Annotated in this window: 2 protein-coding genes; one reads left to right on the forward strand and one right to left on the reverse strand. The window is 64.1% G+C overall.

Annotation, left to right across the window (positions count from 1 at the left end):
- Window positions 1-1,329, reverse strand: a 1,329-nt coding sequence (locus P2Q66_RS11045) for a peptidase M13 (RefSeq protein WP_275728017.1), incomplete at its 3' end; no start/stop codon positions are given.
- A 251-nt stretch (window positions 1,330-1,580) separates the two neighbouring features.
- Here P2Q66_RS11045 and leuA point away from each other — a divergent pair.
- A complete protein-coding gene (gene leuA / locus P2Q66_RS11050) occupies window positions 1,581-3,320 on the forward strand; it encodes a 2-isopropylmalate synthase (protein ID WP_079596170.1) in 1,740 nt (579 codons plus the stop codon).
- The last annotated feature ends 9 nt before the right edge of the window (window positions 3,321-3,329 follow it).

Genomic DNA, 3,329 nt, shown 5'->3' on the forward strand with positions numbered 1-3,329 from the left:
GACCGTCTGCGGGGTCATGAGCCACTTGTTGCGGTCCACCGGCTTGCCCACCTCGTCAAGGTGCCGGTCGACGTCGGCATTATGGGCCCGCTCCACGTTTCCCAGCAGGTCGTCGGTATCAATCTCCACCGCGGAGTAGTCAATCCATTCATCGGGGAAACCGATCTTCGCCCGGAACCCCTCAAGCTTCCGGAGGGCCTCCGCCTTGGTGTCCTCACCCATCCAGCCCACGTCCGTGATGCTGCGGCGGTAGGCTTCGATGAGGTTGGCCACCAGCGTCTGCATCCGGGCCTTGTGGGTCTCCGGGAAATGCCGGGCGACGTAGATCTGACCCACGGCTTCGCCCAGGGCTGCCTCCACAACGCCCACCCCGCGCTTCCAGCGGTCCTTGTTCCGGGGCGTCCCGCTGATGGTGGTGCCGTAGAACGCGAAATTCGCGTCCACGAAAGCAGAGGACAGGTAAGGTGCCGCTGCGCTGATGACCCGCATGGCCAGCCACTCCTGCCACGTGGACAATGGCTCGGACTCGACGAGCCCCGCCGCGCCGGCAAAGAAGTCCGGCGTGCTCACCACAATTTCCTGCCGCTTGTCCGGTTCGATGCCGGCGGCGTCGAACCAGGTGGCCAGGTGCGGGAACAGGGCAAATGCTTCCTCAGCCGTTTTCAGGTTGTAGGTCTTCTGCGGATCCCGGAGGGTGACGTTGTCCCAATGGTGCGACGCCAGCTTTGTTTCGAGCCCGACCACCCGTCCCGCCGCGCCTTCCGCATCCGCCACGTCCGCCAACGCGAGCATGGTCTGCACATGCGCCGTGTACGCGGAGACCATGGGGGCGAACTTCTCTTCCCGGTAGTACGACTCGTCAGGAAGTCCCAGGCCGCCCTGTCCCGTGTAGAGCAGGACGCGGTCCGGATTCCCGGCATCCGGGGCAGGGTAGATATAAAAAAGACCGCCCACGTCGGAGCGGAACAGCCGGCCGGCCAATGCTATGAGGTCAGCGGTGGACGTGGTGGCGAAAACCTCGGCGAGCCGCTGGCGGATAGGCTCCATGCCTTTGGCTTCCACGGCAGCCTCATCCATGAAGCTGTTGTACAGCCCGCCGATCTTCCGCTCGATTCCGCTGGCAGCATCAGCCTTGGCGGCTGCTTCCTCAATAATGTCGCGGACGGCGATTTCGGAACCGTCCCGCAATGCGGTGAACGTGCCTTCCAATGGCCGGTCGTCGGGAATTTCCGTGGCCTTAAGCCATGCACCGTTTACGTGCTGGTACAGGTCATCCTGCGGCCGGACCGTGTGATCAATGGTGGACAGGTCGATCCCCGAAATGGGCACTGAAACTCCTTTTTGCTGAAGGCCGCGGCCGGTTGGAACACCGGAAGGGTCTGCATGGTGGACTTTACGGACGGTAGTGCCCTTTCATCTTACGCACGCGTGTTACCCTCAAATGGTGCGTGCAGAGCTCCTTCTCCTTAGCTGCCGCGGCGAGGCCTCAGACGCGATCTAGCGCAAGGCCCACCCTCGCTGCGGAGTTTGTGTTGCCCGGCCACCCTTTCAATGAAGATCTCCAGAAAAGGCCCCCAGTAATGCGAAACGCACAAAAGCCCTCAGGAATGCCTGCCCACCGGTACACGCCGTTCCAGGACCAGATCAAAGTCGAGCTGCCGGACCGCACCTGGCCGGACAAGATCATTACCAAAGCTCCCCGCTGGTGTGCTGTGGACCTGCGGGACGGCAACCAGGCACTGATCGACCCCATGAGCCCGGCCCGCAAGATGAAGATGTTCGATCTGCTGGTCCGCATGGGCTACAAGGAGATCGAGGTCGGATTCCCGTCGGCGTCCCAGACCGACTTCGACTTCGTCCGCCAGCTCATCGAGGGCAACCACATCCCGGATGACGTCACCATCCAGGTCCTCACGCAGGCCCGCGAACACCTGATCGAGCGGACCTACGAATCCCTGGTCGGGGCAAAGCAGGCCATCGTCCACCTCTACAACTCCACCTCCGTCCTGCAGCGCCGCGTCGTCTTCAACCAGGACGAGGACGGAATCCTGGACATCGCCCTGCAGGGCGCGCGGCTGTGCAAGAAGTACGAGGAAACCCTCGCGGACACGCACGTCACCTACGAGTACTCCCCGGAGTCCTTCACCGGAACGGAACTGGAGTATGCCGTCCGCGTGTGCAACGCCGTCGCCGACGTGTTTGAGGCTTCCGCCGACCGGCAGGTCATCATCAACCTGCCCGCCACTGTTGAGATGGCCACCCCCAATGTTTACGCCGATTCCATCGAGTGGATGAGCCGGCACCTGCACCCGCGCGAAGGAATCATCCTCTCCCTGCACCCGCACAATGACCGCGGTACGGGCGTGGCTGCCGCCGAACTCGGCTACATGGCCGGTGCCGACAGGATCGAAGGCTGCCTCTTCGGCAACGGTGAGCGGACCGGCAACGTGGACCTGGTCACCCTGGGCCTGAACCTCTTCGTGCAGGGCATCGACCCCATGATCGACTTCTCGAACATCGACGACGTCCGCCGGACCGTCGAATACTGCAACCAGCTGCCCGTCCCCGAGCGATCCCCGTACGGCGGCGACCTGGTGTTCACCGCCTTCTCCGGTTCCCACCAGGACGCCATCAAGAAGGGTTTCGAGGCCCTGGAGCGTGACGCCGCCGCGGCCGGCAAAGACGTGGCGGACTTCACCTGGCAGGTCCCGTACCTGCCGGTGGACCCCAAGGACCTGGGCCGCAGCTACGAGGCAGTCATCCGGGTCAACTCCCAGTCCGGCAAGGGCGGTGTGGCCTACCTGCTCAAGAACGAACATAGCCTGGACCTGCCGCGCCGTGCCCAGATCGAGTTCTCCGGCGTCATCCAGAAGCGCACGGACACCGTGGGCGGCGAAGTCAGCGGGGCCCAGCTGTGGCAGGTCTTCCAGGACGAATACCTGCCGTCCGGCAAAGCTGACGGGCAGTGGGGCCGCTACTCCCTGGGTGCCGTCAAAACCGAAACGGACGACGACGGCGGAATGACGCTTCACGCGTCCCTCACCGTTGACGGTGCGCAGGTCAGCCGGACGGGCACCGGGAACGGACCCATCGCCGCGCTGCTGAGCATCCTGCGGGAGGACGGCGTGGACGTCCGGGTGCTCGACTACAGCGAGCACGCACTCTCCGAAGGCGGCAACGCGATGGCCGCCGCCTACGTGGAATGTGCCGTGGGGGAGCGGGTCCTGTGGGGTGTGGGCATCGATGCCAACACCAGCATGTCGTCCCTGAAGGCCGTCATCTCCGCCGTGAACCGCGCCATCCGCGACGCACAGTCCTGATGCCCTTCC

The sequence above is a fragment of the Arthrobacter sp. Cr_A7 genome (assembly GCF_029222765.1).
Taxonomy (GTDB): domain Bacteria; phylum Actinomycetota; class Actinomycetes; order Actinomycetales; family Micrococcaceae; genus Arthrobacter.

Excerpts from the sequence above, each read along its gene's own strand:
- leuA (WP_079596170.1), top strand. The coding sequence starts at position 1,581 with ATGCGAAACGCACAAAAGCCCTCAGGAATGCCTGCCCACCGGTACACG.